This is a genomic window from Priestia sp. RMT2NF4, assembly GCF_047872835.1.
GTDB classification, from domain to species: domain Bacteria; phylum Bacillota; class Bacilli; order Bacillales; family Bacillaceae_H; genus Priestia; species Priestia zanthoxyli.
This window is the reverse complement of the sequence record NZ_JBLQZO010000001.1, coordinates 52386-68980: the sequence shown is the minus strand read 5'-3', so window position 1 is coordinate 68980 and position 16595 is coordinate 52386. Positions and strand designations below refer to the sequence as shown.

Sequence of the window (16595 nt, the reverse complement as noted above, 5' to 3'; positions counted from 1 at the left end):
TAACGAAAGCAATTCAATCTAACGACGAACAAATAGGATACATGAGCTGAACGCTTGTGTCACGGCAGTTGATTCCGTACAAGACTTCGCTTTCCGCGGGCGGCCGCTGAGCCTTCTCGTCGCATACGCTCCTGTGGAGTCTCCCCTGTTCCGCTTTTTCGGCAGGAGTTTTCGTCTTGCCCTCCAATCAACTACTAGAAGAACTTAAAACGAATCGAAACTACGCTTATCATAACAAAAAAAACGAACCACTAATCAAAAATCTTGATCAATCAATGGTTCGTTTTTTACTTTTTCTAAATTTAAAACAGCTAGAAACTCTCAGCTTATAAATTGAATTTTTTTAATCTGTTATAAAATGTACTTCTTGGTATATCTAACAGCTTAGCAGCAAGCGACACATTTCCCTGCGTTTTACGTAAAGCATCCATCATCAAGTCTTTTTGAACTTTTTCACGAAATGTGAGTGCGGATAGGGACGTAAAATCGTTTTCTTCTATTTCTTGTGAAGTATCAGAGTGAGAGATGTTCCTCTGACCACCAAGATGTAAAGAACTCAAATAACTCAATATTGTCTCTTTTTCTGTGTCCGCGTTTAGTGAAATTTTCAAGCGTTCAAGTACATTAAATAATTCTCGAATGTTTCCCGGCCACTGGTAATCTATCAATTTATCTACTAGTTCCTTGGGGAAATTCATATTCCAATCATTCGTTTGACAAAAGTACCGCATAAGATGTGGAATATCTTCTTTTCTTTCCCGTAAAGGCGGAACATGCACGGGGTACACGTGAAGCCGGTAGTATAAATCTTCTCGAAACGTCCTTTCATTGACAAGTTGGCGAAGATCTCGATGAGTAGCGGTAATAATCCGGATGTCTACCGGAATTTCCTGATTGCTTCCCACAGGCGTGACCTTGCGCTCTTGCAATACTCTTAACAAAGAAACTTGCATAGAATGAGGAAGCTCACCTATTTCATCAAGAAAAATCGTACCATGATTAGCCTGTTCAAACTTCCCTTGATATCCTTGACGCCGTGCTCCTGTAAAGGCTCCTTCCGCATAGCCAAATAATTCACTTTCCATAAGTTCCTTCGGAATGGCACCACAATTAAGAGCAATAAAAGGCCCGTTTTTACGCGAACTGTTTTCATGAATCGTTCTCGCCACTACTTCTTTTCCAGTACCTGTTTCCCCTAAAATATAGACCGTTGTATCCGTAGGAGCCGCCTGCTTTATTTCTTCTAATGTTCGCTGAAAGGATCGGCTTATGCCTGCTTCTCCTTTAAAACAAAATGATTGAGCAGAGATCTGTTTAGTTGTTTGGTTATGAGTCGTTTCTTCTGATAAGTAAACAATCTTTCCAATAGAATGGCCGTGTCTTTTTGAAATGACAGGCACTTCCATCACTATACGAAATCCCTGTTGTACAATCGTATTCAACTGTTGTCCTGACCATTTAGGTATACATTCCCGAACGGTTTTACTTGCTCCTACAATCACTTCTTTGTAATTGCAAAGCAGCAAGAGCTGCTTGCTATCGACAAAATTCATAGAAGCATGAACCAACTCAATTTCGTCTTTGTGCATTCGAATGCTTAACTCCCGTTCGATTGTATACGCAATGGACGTAACCATTCCAAGCATATAAGGATGCGCTCTGTTTACGGGACAGGAAATATTAATAATCCCAATTAAATTTCCGTCGTCATTTCGAACAGGCGCCGCCGAACAGCTCCATTGATGCGAAGCAATCGAATAATGTTCTGTACCTGTTATCATAATGGGTTCTTCCGTTTGCAGAGCCGTCCCGATTGCATTTGTTCCTACTTCTTTTTCTGTCCAACAGGCACCTTCCACAAAATTAATTTTTCTTGCTTCATTCAGTGTAAGTCTATTTCCTGTAATAGATAAAATATAGCCTTCTGGGTCAATTAATAGAGCAACCATTCCTAAATCTGCCGCTGATTGTCTGATTCTTTCTAAGTGCGGCAACGCCGTTTCAAGAAATAAAGAGTTCATTTGTTTTCGAGAATGAAAATCTTCGTTTCTTAAAATCGACCTGCCTTTATCTAGGTAAGGGTTAACATCTGCGCTTTTACAGCGGTGCCACGATTTTACAATGATGTCGTTTAACCTTGAAGATTCAAGTGCTCCTTCGTTTACAAAACGTTTCCATGTGTTTAAAGAAAGTGTGGATTCCATTTCTTACCTCTCCCCTATAAACTTAATTGAATATAGTAAATCAAGGCTTGTTACTATTATTATAAATCACAAAGAAAACGTTATCATTACCAAAGATAGATTCTTAAACTCACGTTATGTAAAAATTAATAGAAAAACTAGACGAGGATGCAGGAAAATCCCTCTCCCTCTTTCATGATTCCTTCATCCTCTAGTTTACCTTTTTGAATCATTCATTTTTACTTTTCATTCTTAAAGAGCTTAATAACTTGAGCACTTGTATAATCATGAGTGAACGGCCTGACCCGTTGACTGCAAAAGAGCTTCATGAATCGCTTCGGATAATGTAGGATGAGCAGCGATAAAGTCTTCCATTACATCCGTGGTCAACTCCCCGTGCAGCATGATGGTTCCTTGTCCAATTAATTCTGTAGCATGTGCACCTACAATGGAAAACCCAATAATTTCATTAAACTGCGGTTCTACGATTACTTTCACTTTTCCAACAGAATCATTTGCAATCATCGCTTTGCCGTTTGCCGTAAACGAAAATTCTCCGATACGAACATCACCGTATTTTTCTCGGGCCTGTTTTTCTGTCAAACCGACACTTGCAATTTCAGGATGAGTATAGATGCAGCGTGGTACAGCTCGGTAATTCACGCTCTTATCTTTTCCGCATGCATGCAAAGCAGCAACTGTGCCTTCATGAAAGGCTACATGAGCAAGCTGAATTCCGCCGACTACATCTCCACAAGCATAGATATTAGGTATATTCGTTTGCATATGCTCATTAACATCAATTCCTTGTTTTGAAAAATGTATGCCAAGCTTTTCTAAACCTAAACCTAGCACTCTAGGCTTTCTCCCAATTGAAATTAATGCATAGTCAGCCTGCAGTTCATGCAGTTCTTCTTTATGTTTAAATAGAGCCGTTTTATCTTCTGGCTGCATTTCTGTTAGCGAAGCGGATGTATAAATCGTTACGCCTTTTTTCTCTAACTCTTCCTGCAACATAAAGGCGATATCGGCGTCTTCACCAGAAAGCAGCTGATCTGCCGCTTCCACAATCGTTACTTTTGTTCCCATTTGACTGTAAATGCTTGCAAATTCACACCCAATTACACCTCCTCCTACTATCAAAAGAGATGAAGGGATAGCAGGCAGCGACATCGCTTGTCCACTGTGAATGATCCACTTTCCATCAAACGGAGCAAATGGCAGGCTAGCAGGTTCTGAACCTGCAGCAATAATAAACTGTTCAGCCTCTATTTCTTCTACTTGATTTTCATTTCGCACGGCTAGGCGATGATTTGTCAAAAAAGAAGCTTCTCCTTTCATGACTTTAATACTGTTCTTTTTCATCAAATAGCCAATTCCCCTGACCAAGTTTTTAACAATGGTTGTTTTATGATGCTGAACGCCATCCCAGTTAATTTTCACTTGTTCTAAAGGAAGAGTGATGCCGAATTGCTCAGCTTGCTTTATTTTCTCATAGGCTTCCGCGCTTGCTAATAATGACTTTGTTGGCATGCAGCCCTCATTTAAACATGTTCCACCTAAATCTTTTTGTTCGATTAACGTAACTTGTTTTCCTTGCCGGGCGGCAGTGATTGCTGCCACATATCCTGCAGGACCGCCGCCAATGACAACTAAAGGTTTCATGGAATGCACCACCTTTCTATAAGAGTAGTAAAATAGGTTGCTCTAAGTATTGTTTAATAGTTCCAAGGAAATTAGCTGCAGGTGCTCCGTCCAGTACGCGATGATCAAACGTCAGGCTTAAAGGCAGCACGTTTCTTCTTTGTAAATCGTCTCCTATATACATAGGTACATCTTCAGTAGCTCCCACACCAAGGATTCCTGTTTCAGGCGGGTTCAATACAGGTGTAAAATACTCTACTCCGTAGGCACCGAGATTAGTAATAGTGAATGTAGAACCTTGCATGCTATCAGTACTCAACTGACCTTGCCGAGCATCCTCTGCTCGTGTTTTAATCTCTGCAGCTAATTCAACTAACGGCATTTTTTCAGCATGTTGCACAACAGGAACAACTAGCCCATTCTCTAAAGCCACGGCCATTCCAAGATGAACATGATGATAGAGATGAATTTCGTTATCGATATACGCACTGTTCATTTGCTTGTGTTCTTGAAGTGAAAGAACAACAGCGCGAGCAATAAAATCAGTTAGAGAGATTTTCACCTTATGGCGTTGTTGAATCACTTCTTTAATTTCTCGTTGAAGAGACAGCAAATCCGTCACGTCAGCTTTCATATTAATCGTTAATTGAGCACTGTTTAGTAAGCTATTATGCATTCGGCCTGCAATGACTTTCCTCATCCCCGCTACTGGAAGCGTTTCTTTTTTTGTAGCTTTATCTATTTCAACTGGTGGATGACTTGTTTCTGAAGCTTTTTCTGTCAGCACTTTCTCTACATCCGCTTTTGTGATTCTTCCTTTTGGTCCCGTGCCTTTAATCATTTCAATGTCAAGGTTTTCAGATTCTGCTATTTTCCGTGCAATTGGTGAAATGCGCACAGTTTCTTTGCTCTTCTTTGATGAAACTGCGTTTGCTGGTGGCTCTTCTAAAGAGATAGTGGCGGCTACCTCGTTTTTAGGAGCCTGAAGCTCATTTGCTGAACTGCTTTGCTCAGTAAGCTGCTCGTTTGGATTTCCAACATAACAGATAATCGTTCCAGGAGGCACACCTACATCTTCTTGCACAAGGATATCAAGAATCACACCGTCCTGCGGCGCTTCAATTTCCATTTCTATTTTTTCAGAATTAATACTTGCAATCATATCTCCTTTTGAAACGGAGTCTCCCACTTTTTTATTCCATGTCGAAACGGTTCCTTCTTTCATTGCCATACCTAGTTTTGGCATTACAACCTCTGCAGCCATTTGCTTCCTCCTCCTTTCTCTTTACTTACACGCTTAGAAGCGATTTATCTCCTAGCAACTCCGATACAACTTCAATTACTTTTTGCGGTGTTGGCAGATAAATATCTTCTAATGGAGGTGAAAATGGTACAGGTGTATGTGGTGCTGTAATTCGTTTAATAGGTGCATCAAGCATATCAAATCCTTTATCAGCAACTAGCGCAGCAATATCTGTTGCGATGCTGCATCTTGGGTTAGCTTCGTCAATAACAATTAATCGATTCGTTTTTTCTACAGAAGAAAGAATCGTCTCTTCGTCAAAAGGTGATAGACTTCGCGGATCGACTACTTCTACGTCAATTCCTTTGTGAGATAATTGATCTGCGGCTGTAAGTGCAGTATTTACTTGTTTGCCAATCGCTACAATAGTTAAATCTGTTCCTTCGCGTTTCACGTCTGCTTTTCCTAATGGAATCGTATAATAGCCTTCAGGAACCTCACCTTTCATGTTGTACAATGTTTTGTCTTCAAAAAAGATAACCGGATCATTGTCTTCAATTGCTGCTAATAATAAACCTTTTGCATCGTAAGGGGTAGAAGGCACCACTACTTTAATGCCAGGAATGCTAGTGAACAAAGCATACAAGCTCTGAGAATGCTGAGCCGCAGCTCTGAATCCAGCTCCATGAGTCGTTCGAATCGTGACGGGCACTTCTGCTTTTCCTCCGAACATGTATCTAAATTTTGCGCCTTGATTCAGCACTTGATCTAAGCAGCAGCCAATAAAGTCATTAAACATTAATTCTGCAACCGGTCTTAACCCCGTAGCTGCCGCTCCCATTGCAGCTCCTATATAAGCTGCTTCTGAAATAGGCGTATCAAGAATTCGTTCACGTCCAAATTCTTGTACAAGTCCCTTTGTCACTCCAAGGACACCGCCCCAAGCCTCATCATCTTGCAGGTGGTCAATTTCCGCTCCGCCAGCTACATCTTCTCCCAGCAGAATCACATTCTCATCTTTTCGCATCGCTAGTTTCATTGCTTCATTGATAGCTTCAGACATACTTAATTTTCTAGTCATTTTCTTTTCCCCCTTTAATTAGTAAGATACATAAACATCTGTTAATAGTTCGGAAGCATCAGGATAATCGCTTGTTTCTGCTAGCTCAACTGCGCGTTTTACTGCTTTTTCTACGTCACTTTCAATATCTCTAAGCTCTTTTTCTGTTACTACTTGTTCTGAAAGCAAATAGTTTTCAAAAAGAGCAATCGCATCTTTTTCCTGAAGATGTTCTTTCTTTTCACTGCCTGATTTATACGTTTGTGCGTCGCCTTCGAAATGCCCGTAATTTCGATACGTTACACATTCAATTAACGTTGGGCCTTCCCCTCTGCGAGCTCGTTGAATCGCTTCAGCAGCTGCTTCATAAACAGCCATCACGTCTTTTCCATCCACTCGTGCGCCTGGAATATTGTAAGATGCGGCACGGTCTGCAATCGTGCTGCAGCTTGAAGCATAAGAAAAGGGAGTTGCTTCTCCGTAGCCATTATTCTCAGCAACAAAAACAACCGGCAGTTTCCAAATGGCTGCCAAGTTAATTCCTTCATGAAACGTTCCTTCATTGCCCGCCCCGTCTCCAAAAAAGCAAACGCTTACATCTTTTGTCTTTTTATACTTAGCAGTTAAAGCAGAACCGCATGCAAGCGGAAATCCTCCTCCTACAATTCCATTTGCTCCTAAAATTCCTTTATCTAAATCCGCGATATGCATAGATCCGCCTTTTCCTTTGCCTAACCCGGTTACCTTCCCAAATAGTTCAGCCATCATCCCATCCAAATCGCCGCCTTTAGCAATACAATGACCGTGTCCTCGATGAGTGCTCGTAATACTGTCACTGTCATTAAGATGAGCGCACATTCCAACCGCTACCGCTTCTTCACCTGCATATAGATGAACAAAACCAGGCAGTACACCTTTTGCAAAAATTTGATGTACTTCATCTTCAAACTTTCGAATTTCTACCATTTTCTGATACATCCAGCTGGCTTTTTCTTTCGTAAGCTTTTCTGTTTTATTTTGAGCAGTTTTCATTATAGTAAGCCTCCTCATTTGATTATCAAACTTCACTTAATTACTCTTGCAAGTACCGTGCCAACATGAAAACCGCTTTATCTTAGCAATCCATTGTTTTATTTGTTCTCACAAAGTTAGACAAAATTGGACACTGTTCCAACTTTGTCTAACTTTGTCCGATATTAGAGGAATCAATTATGTAAACTGAATTTAAGGTGCATAATAAGCGTGTGGGTTGAAAATCACATGAATAATTAGCAAGAAAGCTTTTATGTAAATATGATATAATGCTGAAGGAATCGTCTTCATTTTGAAGAACACCAAAGCTTTTAAAGGAGGTTGGTTAAAGGAAAGCGGATTTTATAGAAGTTTCACCGTAAAGTTGGATGTAAATTAAACGATGAAAGATGAGGTGAAAACCTGGAAAACATCCAAAGTTTGCGTCATCTACACTTCGCGACGTCTAGATGACATATCGCCAGGTTACAGTTATGCACAATGCAATTCAACACATTACAAGTTTTCATGTATACGCAGCCATTATTATATTTATCATTACATATTTTCTGATTATGACTGAAAAGATCAATCGCGCTTCAGCAGCTCTTTTAGGTGCTATATTGATGATTTTGTTAGGTATTGTCGATTTTAATAATGCTATTACCGAACACATTCAGTGGGAAACAATTGTCCTTCTTATGGGTATGATGATTTTAGTCGGCATCACAAACAAAACAGGCGTGTTTCAATACGCAGCCATCAAGTCTGCTAAAATTGCTAAAGGTGATCCGGTTCGAATTCTAGTTATTTTATCGATTTTAACAGGCGTCGGATCAGCTTTTTTAGACAATGTAACAACGGTGTTGTTAATTGTTCCCGTTACATTTTCGATTACTACTATTTTAAACATTAATCCTTTTCCGTTTCTTATATCAGAAGTGCTGTTTTCAAATATTGGAGGAACGGCAACTTTAATAGGCGACCCGCCTAATATCATGATTGGGGCAGCGAATCCTCACCTTGATTTTAATGCTTTTTTATTAAATTTAACTCCTGCAGTGCTGATTATCGGTGTTGTTACGCTGGGGATTCTTGTTCTTATCTATCGTAAAAAGTTAAAAGTAGAAGATAGTAAAAAGCAAGAGTTAATGAGTTTAAATGAAAAAGATTATATTCAAGATTCCGTTTTAATGAAAAAATCGTTAACGGTATTAGTATTAACGATTCTAGGTTTTACCCTGCATTCCGTTTTACATATCGATGCTGCTATGGTAGCTATTACAGGTGCAGCTGTGCTACTGGTAATCGGATTAAGAACTCATGATGAAGTAGAAAGCGCGTTTGATTCTGTGGAATGGACAACCATTATTTTCTTTGCTGGTTTGTTTATTCTTGTCGGAGGATTAATTGATGTAGGCATCATTAAAAAGCTGGCTGCTGGCGCGTTAAACGTTACAGACGGCAATATCGCACTATCAGCTTACCTCATTTTATGGATTAGCGGAATTGCCTCAGCTGTTATTGACAATATTCCTTTTGTTGCTACAATGATTCCACTTATTCAAGATATGGCTCATGGAATGGGAATGAGCCCTGATTCTGCTCAAATCAATGTACTATGGTGGTCATTGGCTCTAGGAGCATGTTTGGGAGGAAACGGTACGTTAATTGGAGCATCTGCCAACGTCATTGTAGCTGGCATGGCTGTAAAAAAAGGACATAAATTTTCATTTATGGATTTTTTGAAAATTGGAGCTCCAATTATGCTTGTATCTCTTTTGATTTCAACGTTATATATCTTTCTTCGCTACCTTTTATTCCTGTAAAGAAAGAGCAATTAAAATTTACATGAACAGTAAAAAGACTTCTCAGCTGAGAAGTCTTTTTTTCTCTAGATATATGCGTTCAAGCAGCCCAAACGAAGTTGATAATAAAAGCGGCGCTAATCATATACATAATCCAGTGAATTTCCTTCGCCCTGCCGGCTAACAATTTAACGAATGTATAAGATAAAAACCCTAGCGCTAAGCCTTCGCCGATACTAAACGTTAACGGCATCAAAATAATGGTGCAAAAAGCAGGTACAGCATCTGTTATTTCGTCGAGAGGAATGTTTTTAATTTCTGTTAACATGAGAGCTCCAACCATAATTAAAATAGGCGCTGTAGCAAAAGCAGGAATAATGCTAATCAATGGAGTGAACAAAATACTGACTAAAAACAGCATGGCAACAACCAGTGCTTTAAGACCCGTTTTGCCTCCTTCTGCAATTCCCGCCGCGTTTTCTACATACGCGTTCATTGCGGTAGATCCCATAGCAGCACTGGCTACAGTCGCAAGAGAATCTGCCATAAGCGCTTTATCTAACCCTTTAATTTCTCCTTTTTCATCCATTAGTCCAGCTTTTTTAGATAATCCAATCATCGATCCTAAATTATCAAATAGCTCCACAAGCGTAAATGAAAAAATAATAGAGAAAAGACCGTAATGGAGAGCAGATTTAATATCCATTTGTAAAAAAGTTTCTGACATGCTTGGCATTGAAAACGACACAACGCTGCTGATGCTTTTAGGTGCTTCTACTATGCCCAGCACCATCCCTGCAATTGATACTAGTAAAATACTAATCAAAGCAGCTCCTTTAATTTTTCGAGCAGTTAATACAGTTACCGCGATAAAACCTAATAAAGCAAGTAATGGGCCCGGTTTTGTCAGTTGTCCAAGCGCTACTAAATTTTCTTTGTTGCTTACAATAATTCCAGCTTGCTTAAAACCGATAAAAGCAATAAATAGACCGATTCCAACGGAAATAGCACTTTTTAAAATAGCGGGTATCCCTTCAATAATCTTCTTGCGTAAGCCTGTTATGGTTAAAATAAAAAATACAACCCCTGAAATAAATACGGCTCCTAAACCTGTTTGCCACGTTAACCCTTCACCCAATACCACTGTATACGTAAAAAAAGCGTTTAGCCCCATTCCTGGTGCAACTGCAATAGGCATGTTCGCCCACAGTGCAAACAAAAGAGTTGCAAAAACAGTGGCAAAAATTGTTGCCGCAATTGCCGCTTCTTTTGGAATGCCTGCATCTGCTAAAATCGTCGGATTAACAAAGATAATATAGCTCATCGTCACAAAAGTCGTAATTCCCGCAAGAATTTCTGTTTTTACATCTGTTTTACGTTCTGTTAAATGAAACAGCTTATCTACCCATGAAGGATTAGGTGCTAATTTTTTTGTTAGTTCCATATGCTGAGTTTCCATTTTTTCATTCATCGCCACTTGCTTTTCACTCCTTTAATGATCGATTGGATTTTTTTAACTAGTTTTTACAGCCGCTTTATCAACAAGTGTATATTCAGTCATTTCCCCACTCCTTTTTTATGAAAATATGTATAAAAAGAGCCGTGAAAACAGAAGGAAACCCTTCTATCTTCACGGCTCTTTGCTTCTGTAAACAGAAGATAAGCATCCGTCTTTTACGTTTTTTGCAAAACAAACGATTTCATCGAACGTTTTGCCATTTATATAGAGAAGTTATTTAAAGCAAATAACCGTACAAGAATTCTCAGTAGCAGGATCATAATCTCTAAATAAAGAAGTGACCTGGATATCGAATAATAGCTCCACTTTTTGCTTTAGCATTTTTTTATATTTAGTCGACAAAGCCGCATCAAGAGACATCACTAATTCTTTATATTCTTCACTGAGGGCGTCTAGCGCTGGCATTCTTTTTGATTGAGCTAGTATAAGAATTTTATTATCAATAATATCTATTTTTTGAGTATTCACGCCTACATTAAAAATTTCTTGGCTAATTTGAGTATACAAAGTAGCTATCTTCTTTTTAGAGATCGGCTCCATATGCTTCACCTTTTTCATTGTTAAAAATGTAATTTTATTATGTTGTTTTCACTTGATTAGCGTCTTTTGACCAGCTGCCGATAAATTCAGGCTCATTATAGTCAAAGAAATTGGTTAAATTCTCATGGCGGTTATCAATAAAAAGCTGATTGGCTACTTCTGAGACGAGCTTTGGTATCGCATATTTCAGCCCTGAAAGAGCGGAAGCAGAAATTCCACAGCTAATTAAAGCAGAATAATTAAAAGCAAAAAGGCCATATACCATTTTTTGACCTTCCCCATTGCGATTTGAAAAAGCAAAGCCATTACTAAGGTAAGGGTGGGCATCCAATACTGGATTGGCAATTTCATGCGGTGCTTTGTAATAATCGCTCCAGCGGGCGATGTGTTTTTCAACAAGACGTAATTCTGGACGAAGAGCCGGATCTGTTAGAAGGCCTGTGCTAATAATTAAGTAGTCAAATGTAAAGACTCCCTGAGGAGTTGTTACAACTGCTTTGTCCTGTTTTTCCTCGACATCGAGCCACGGGGCATGTACGTGCAAATGAAAACCTGGCCATGAGGAAGCGCGTCCAAATGTATCATTCGTAGGCGGCTGATTGTATTCGAAAAAATGAGCCATTACTTCATATTTTTCAGCATCTGACAGAGCATGAAAACGCTCAATCATTCCTGAAGCTTCCATTTGTCTGATTGGATTAATACGCGGAAGTTCTTTTCGTCGAACAAATACATGAGCTTCAGCAACTCCTTCGGAAAGCGCATAGTTGGCGTTATCAAACGCCGAAGCTCCTCCTCCTAAAACAGCTACTTTTTTGTTCTTTAACGTAGTAAAATCAATCGTTTGTGAAGTATGAGAATAAAGATGAGGCGGCAATTTTTCAGAAATCATAGGCGGGACATGCCACTCTCCTCCTCCTTGAATTCCTGTAGCTAGTATAACTTTACGTGCCATCAGTGTAGGACATGCAGCTCCATTTCCTTCAATATGCAAGCGATGAATACCTGTTTCCGTCGGCTCAATTAACGTTAAGTTTATTTCATTTGCCACAGGAAGGTTAAGAATGCTCCGGTACCAGCGTAAATAATTCATCCAGTCTCCTCTTGGAATTTTGTCAAGAGCTTCCCAGCCCTCTGAGCCAAATTGTGCTTCCCACCACGCTTGAAACGTAAGCGAAGGCATACCTAAATCAATAGATGTTAAGTTTTTGGGCGTTCTCAGCGTAATCATTCGTGCATACGTTTCCCACGGACCTTCTAAACCCGAACGGTTTTCATCAATAACAAGAATATTTGACACGCGTTCTCGCAGCAAGCCAAAAGCCGTTCCTAAACCGCTTTGACCTCCTCCAATAATGATTACATCGTATACGTGTCCACTTTTAGGGATAATTGGCTGTACTTCTGTTGGTTTCCTGAAAGAAAGGTAAGAAAGATCGGTTTCTACTCTTTTATTTAAAGCTTCTAAGCTCATCGTTATCTCTCCTTTCAATAAAGTTTCTCCGTGATAAAAAAGTTTATTTTATATCTAACATAAAATGATAGGTTTTATAACATCATTTGATTTATATTTATATTATCACTTTTGGAATATGATTGTATCTCCATTCTCTCTAAAGTTTTTTTTGCAAATTGTATAAAATCACTAATATAATTTTTTATATCTTATGTATGAAAGCATATTTACATTGTTTAAAAGAAAAAAACCATTACAAAGCTTAGTGAAGAAAGCTTTTCTGACATCAAATTTAAGGAAAACATGTGCGAGTTTGTGACAGTTATTTGTTAATTACGCTCTACTACTTGACTATCGTATTCATCAAATCTATAGTCATAATTAGTAACTCAACAAAGGGAGTCAACGTATGAGAAATTTATTTAAAATAACAGCTATATTTACAACGATTGTTATGTTTATTTTAATGATTGCCGGCAGTCTGGTCACAACCACAGGATCTGGATTAGGGTGCGGAAACGAGTGGCCATTGTGTAACGGGCAGTTAATACCCGAATACGCAGTAGCAACAATGATTGAATATACGCATCGTTTGATTACCGCATTTGCAGGTCTTCTTGTTTTAGCATTTTCTATTTGGGCTTGGATTCGTTATCGCAGAAACCGTGAAGTGAAAATTTTAGCGATCATGAGTATTGCATTTATCGTTATCGAGTCGTTGCTCGGGGCTTCTGCCGTTATCTGGCCTCAGTCAGCTGAGGCGCTAGCCCTGCATTTCGGTCTTTCGCTTATTGCGTTTACCGGTGTATTTTTACTTTCAATATTTGTTATTCAAAAGGACCGTTCGGATCATTTTATTAAAGGAGCCGTTACAGGCAAATTTAGATGGCTCGCATGGTTTACGCTTATATTTACCTACTGCGATATTTATTTAGGTGCATATGTGCGTCACAAAGGTGCAAGCTTAGCGTGTACAAGCTTTCCGGCTTGTTATGGCAACACTCTTATTCCAAAGCTATCAGGAACAACAGGCATTCACTTTGCTCACCGATTTGCTGCTCTTGTGCTGTTTGTTCTTATCATTTGGATTATGGTATCTGCTATCAAACAGTATAAAGAAACTCGCCGTGATATTTACTACGCGTCCATCATTGCAGTTGCTTTAACCTTTGCTCAAATATTTAGCGGTATCTTTGTTGTCATGTCTCGTTTAAATGTCTTTGCTACACTGTCTCACTCGGCATTTATTACAGCATTATTCGCTACGCTTAGCTACATTTGTGTACAAACTTTAAAAGGTAAAAGACGATAAAACAAAAAAACACGTGCAGTTCATAACTGCACGTGTTTTTTGTTTTAAGCTAGTTCTATTCCGCCTGTAATTCCGTAAACTTGAGCTGTTACGTAGCTTGCATCCGTTGAAGCTAAAAATACGTATACATTTGCTAACTCTACCGGCTGACCAGCACGCTGCAAAGGTGTATCTTGTCCAAAGCCTGGAATAGCGTCGCTTGGCTGCCCTCCAGAAATTTGAAGCGGCGTCCAGATAGGTCCTGGGGCAACGGAGTTAACGCGAATACCTTTTGGAGCTAATTGCTTGGCTAGTCCGCGAGTGAATCCGTTAATGGCAAACTTTGTAGCTGCATAATCTAATAAATTAGGACTTGGGCTATAGCCTTGTACAGAACTTGTGGTAATAATAGAAGCACCTGCCGGTAAATAAGGCAGCGCTGCTTTTGCGGTCCAATATAAAGAGAATACATTTACTTCAAAGGTTTTGCGCAGCTGATCCGTTTCTAAATCAGCAAGATCTTCTACTGCCTGCTGTTTACCTGCTACGAGCGCTAAAACGTCTAATCCATCTAATTCTTTATAAGCTTTTTCTACTAGCTCCTTGCAAAAAGATTCTTCGCCTACATCACCAGGTATGAGTACTGCTTTTCTGCCTTCTGCCTCAATAAGCTTTTTTACTTCTTCTGCATCAGTTTGCTCTTGTGGCAAGTAATTAAGCGCAACGTCCGCTCCTTCTCTTGCATAAGCGATAGCTGCTGCTCGGCCAATACCTGAATCCCCACCTGTTACAAGAGCTTTTCTGCCTTTTAATTTACCTGCACCTATGTAACTGTTCTCCCCGCAGTCTGGGATGACGTTCATTTCTTTTTGTACACCAGGCGGTTCTTGATACTGCTTTGGATAGCCTTCATGGAAATATTGAGTTAATGGATTATTTAACTTTGACATATTCGTCACTCCTTTATAAATCAAACTTAACCAACTAAGGAAAAGTTTTCTATATGCTTGTTCTTCCCCTCTTCTTCTTTCATAAACATGTTTGATGTGCTCTACTATCCTCACCTTTCTTTCTGCCATTCCCCTTCAATCAACAGCTGGATACATGAAAACTACATTCACCATCACAATAAAAAAATCCGAACGAGTCACGTTCTCTCTTGAGAACCTTGACTCCTTGTTCGGATCTTCTTTTAACTAAAACACGTTTCCCCCCACTCTTTAAATAAATGAAATGGTGAGAGCTTTGTATTTTGCTGTGCACAACAAGTTTTATTTCTCGTCTGTACCTGTTACTCTGTTACTCTGTTAGTTCTACTTGTAAAGGCTTTGATTCCTCTTCAGCTTCTTTAGGGGTGCGAACGATTAACACATCACATTTGGCATAGCGCAAAATATGCTGAGATACACTTCCGATTAAGATACGCTCTACCGCGTTTAACCCGGTTGCACCGCATACAATTAAATCAACGTGCTTATCGGGAGCAATTTTTTTAGATATTTTTGTTTTAGGAGAACCGTGTTCAATTAAGGTCTCGACTTTCGTTACTCCAGCCTTAATGGCTAGGTTACTATAGTTGGTTAAAAGTTCTTCAGCAAATTTCTCTGCATCTTGAAAGCGTGTATCCGTATAAAATGCATAAGGTGATGGACTTAACGCCTGTATATCGATAACGTGACAAATTATCAAATGAGCGTTATTTTTTTTCGCACTGTTAACTGCTTTTTTGAATGCCCACTCCGCTTCTACAGAACCGTCTACTGCTACGAGGATGTTACGATAAGCCATATTCATCATAATCTCTCCTTTAACATTCGTTTATAAAGAACTTTCTTTGCTACACTTTTATTGTACTTCTTGCGCAAGCGAAAGTATGTGATTTTTATCACAAGTTATAGAAATTAATAAAAATGGAGCCGCGCACATCGTACACGGCTCCATTTTTATTGAACTTGAGAGTTAAAAGTCATTATCCAAATAGATCCTGCTACAATCGTAATAACAAAAACGATTCCAAGTATCAAAGCCATCACATTATAACGAGGCTTCTCTCCGTCTTTAATATGCATAAAGAAAAACAATTGAACGAAAAATTGAAGCACGGCCATTCCTAGAATGCTAGCTAGTAATATATTTTTAGCAAGTACGTGGTTTAATACCAGCAGCAGAGGAATAACGGTTAAAATAATTGAGAAAATAAATCCGGTTGTATAAGCTTTTAACGACCCGTGGTTCTCCATCTACATCACCCCCATTAAATATACAACCGTATAAAGGAAGATCCAGACAGCATCAAGAAAATGCCAGTATAAGCTGATAATCGTCACTTTTCGTTTTGTTATAGAGGTAATTCCGTATCGTTTTAACTGGATTGTAATTGAAATCATCCAAATGATTCCAACCGAGACGTGCAGCCCGTGCGTACTAACCAGCGTGTAGAAAGCCGTGAAAAATGCGCTCGTAGAAATGGTTGCTCCTTCGTGAACCATTGTTTGAAATTCATGAATTTCAAGACCAACAAAGCATACACCTAAAAGCAGTGTTACGATTAGCCAGCCAATTAAAGGCTTTATTTTTCCTTTGTGCATGCTTAATACAGCTAATCCGCTCGTAAAGCTGCTCGTTAATAAGATAAACGTTTCAGAAACAAATCCTGGAACTTCAAAAAATTCCTTTCCCGTAAGGCCTCCCGCAGTATGATTAACAAGAACAGCATACGTAGCAAATAATGCTCCAAATAAGATGCAGTCCGTTACGAGGAAAAGCCAAAAACCCATAACTTTGATTTCTTCATCATGTTCATGATGATGTTCTTCGTGGTGCGCTGTCGCATATGCCAT

Annotated in this window: 15 protein-coding genes; 2 read left to right on the top strand and 13 right to left on the bottom strand. The window is 39.2% G+C overall.

From position 1 onward, the window contains the following. Window positions 1-59 precede the first annotated feature (59 nt). The 6 genes from ACMX9J_RS00325 to ACMX9J_RS00300 all read right to left on the bottom strand — a co-directional run bounded on the left by ACMX9J_RS00325 (window position 60) and on the right by ACMX9J_RS00300 (window position 7162). A complete protein-coding gene (locus ACMX9J_RS00325) occupies window positions 60-191 on the bottom strand; it encodes a hypothetical protein (protein ID WP_255900469.1) in 132 nt (43 codons plus the stop codon). Between the two features lie 135 nt (window positions 192-326). Next, window positions 327-2204 carry a sigma-54-dependent Fis family transcriptional regulator gene (locus tag ACMX9J_RS00320; RefSeq protein ID WP_416225295.1) on the bottom strand — a complete coding sequence of 626 codons (1878 nt, stop codon included), beginning with the start codon at window positions 2202-2204 and terminating at the stop codon, window positions 327-329. 264 nt (window positions 2205-2468) lie between these two features. After that, window positions 2469-3848, bottom strand: coding sequence for a dihydrolipoyl dehydrogenase (gene lpdA, locus ACMX9J_RS00315; protein ID WP_047751157.1), 1380 nt, complete (start codon window positions 3846-3848; stop codon window positions 2469-2471). A 16-nt stretch (window positions 3849-3864) separates the two neighbouring features. Then, window positions 3865-5091: a dihydrolipoamide acetyltransferase family protein gene (locus ACMX9J_RS00310; protein WP_416225294.1), complete on the bottom strand. Its 1227-nt coding sequence runs from the start codon at window positions 5089-5091 to the stop codon at window positions 3865-3867. A 25-nt stretch (window positions 5092-5116) separates the two neighbouring features. After that, window positions 5117-6151 carry an alpha-ketoacid dehydrogenase subunit beta gene (locus tag ACMX9J_RS00305; protein ID WP_028413711.1) on the bottom strand — a complete coding sequence of 345 codons (1035 nt, stop codon included), beginning with the start codon at window positions 6149-6151 and terminating at the stop codon, window positions 5117-5119. 18 nt (window positions 6152-6169) lie between these two features. Further along, window positions 6170-7162, bottom strand: coding sequence for a thiamine pyrophosphate-dependent dehydrogenase E1 component subunit alpha (locus ACMX9J_RS00300; protein WP_416225293.1), 993 nt, complete (start codon window positions 7160-7162; stop codon window positions 6170-6172). A gap of 473 nt (window positions 7163-7635) precedes the next feature. Between ACMX9J_RS00300 and ACMX9J_RS00295 the strand changes: the two genes are divergently transcribed. Next, a complete protein-coding gene (locus tag ACMX9J_RS00295; RefSeq protein WP_098626859.1) occupies window positions 7636-8970 on the top strand; it encodes an ArsB/NhaD family transporter in 1335 nt (444 codons plus the stop codon). A gap of 79 nt (window positions 8971-9049) precedes the next feature. On the opposite strand, the gene ACMX9J_RS00290 is transcribed toward ACMX9J_RS00295, so the two are convergent. The 3 genes from ACMX9J_RS00290 to ACMX9J_RS00280 all read right to left on the bottom strand — a co-directional run bounded on the left by ACMX9J_RS00290 (window position 9050) and on the right by ACMX9J_RS00280 (window position 12482). Further along, window positions 9050-10426 (bottom strand): NCS2 family permease, encoded by a 1377-nt coding sequence (locus ACMX9J_RS00290; protein WP_416225292.1) that lies wholly within the window; start codon window positions 10424-10426, stop codon window positions 9050-9052. Window positions 10427-10681: 255 nt separating this feature from the next. Further along, on the bottom strand, window positions 10682-11008 hold the full coding sequence (locus ACMX9J_RS00285; protein ID WP_014460548.1) for a Na-translocating system protein MpsC family protein: 327 nt from the start codon (window positions 11006-11008) through the stop codon (window positions 10682-10684). Window positions 11009-11045: 37 nt separating this feature from the next. Next, window positions 11046-12482 (bottom strand): NAD(P)-binding domain-containing protein, encoded by a 1437-nt coding sequence (locus ACMX9J_RS00280; RefSeq protein WP_416225291.1) that lies wholly within the window; start codon window positions 12480-12482, stop codon window positions 11046-11048. 391 nt (window positions 12483-12873) lie between these two features. On the opposite strand from ACMX9J_RS00280, the gene ACMX9J_RS00275 reads away from it, so the two are divergent. Then, on the top strand, window positions 12874-13776 hold the full coding sequence (locus ACMX9J_RS00275; protein WP_014460550.1) for a COX15/CtaA family protein: 903 nt from the start codon (window positions 12874-12876) through the stop codon (window positions 13774-13776). 44 nt (window positions 13777-13820) lie between these two features. Here the strand turns inward: ACMX9J_RS00275 and ACMX9J_RS00270 are convergent, their stop codons facing one another. From ACMX9J_RS00270 to cyoC, 4 genes are all read right to left on the bottom strand, one after another. Continuing rightward, entirely contained in the window at window positions 13821-14705 is an 885-nt protein-coding gene (locus ACMX9J_RS00270) for an SDR family oxidoreductase (protein ID WP_416225290.1), read from the bottom strand. Window positions 14706-15054: 349 nt separating this feature from the next. Further along, window positions 15055-15549 carry a universal stress protein gene (locus ACMX9J_RS00265; RefSeq protein WP_026106550.1) on the bottom strand — a complete coding sequence of 165 codons (495 nt, stop codon included), beginning with the start codon at window positions 15547-15549 and terminating at the stop codon, window positions 15055-15057. A gap of 149 nt (window positions 15550-15698) precedes the next feature. Further along, window positions 15699-15995 carry a cytochrome o ubiquinol oxidase subunit IV gene (gene cyoD / locus ACMX9J_RS00260; RefSeq protein WP_033578712.1) on the bottom strand — a complete coding sequence of 99 codons (297 nt, stop codon included), beginning with the start codon at window positions 15993-15995 and terminating at the stop codon, window positions 15699-15701. Beyond that, entirely contained in the window at window positions 15996-16595 is a 600-nt protein-coding gene (gene cyoC, locus ACMX9J_RS00255; protein WP_028413718.1) for a cytochrome o ubiquinol oxidase subunit III, read from the bottom strand.